The sequence below is a fragment of the Actinomyces sp. S6-Spd3 genome, assembly GCF_000758755.1.
Classification (GTDB): domain Bacteria; phylum Actinomycetota; class Actinomycetes; order Actinomycetales; family Actinomycetaceae; genus Pauljensenia.
In genome coordinates, this window is sequence record NZ_JRMV01000120.1 from 1 (window position 1) to 559 (window position 559).

1 protein-coding gene is annotated in these 559 nt (G+C 60.3%); it reads left to right on the plus strand.

Going from position 1 to position 559, the window contains the following annotated elements:
* Positions 1-559 (plus strand): ATP-binding cassette domain-containing protein (locus HMPREF1627_RS00730; protein ID WP_034500315.1); only part of this gene is annotated, 559 nt, incomplete at both ends.

Here is a 559-nt window from a genome sequence, read left to right on the forward strand (position 1 = left end):
CGCTCGACGAGCTCTCTTACTGGGTGGATGTGCTTCAAAGTGCGGCAACCTCGTTGGCCCGTATTTTTGGCGTGGACGAGGTGGAATCGGACAGGATCGCGTCGGGCAAGCAGCCTACCTCGAACGCTGTAAGCGTACGAGACGTGAGCTTTGAGTACCGGCCGGAACATCCCGTTTTGCACGGGGTTGATTTAGAGCTGAGGCCGGGGGAGACCCTCGCAATCGTGGGGCCGTCAGGCGCAGGCAAGTCCACACTCGGCCGGATGATTGCAGGTATTCACCCGCCCACCTCCGGGTCGGTAACGGTTGGAGGAGTTCCTCTGGTTGAACTAACGGAAAGCCAGTTGCATCAGAACGTGGCCCTGGTGACGCAGGAGCACCACGTGTTTGTCGGCACGATCGCGGACAACCTCCGGCTCGCAAAACCGGACGCCACGGTTGAACAGATGTGGCATGTTCTAAAAAGCATGGGGGCGGCCAGCTGGGTACAGGAACTATCGGATGGGTTGGACACCAAGGTCGGCTCGGGCGCTCTGACACTCATCCCAGCGCAGGCCCA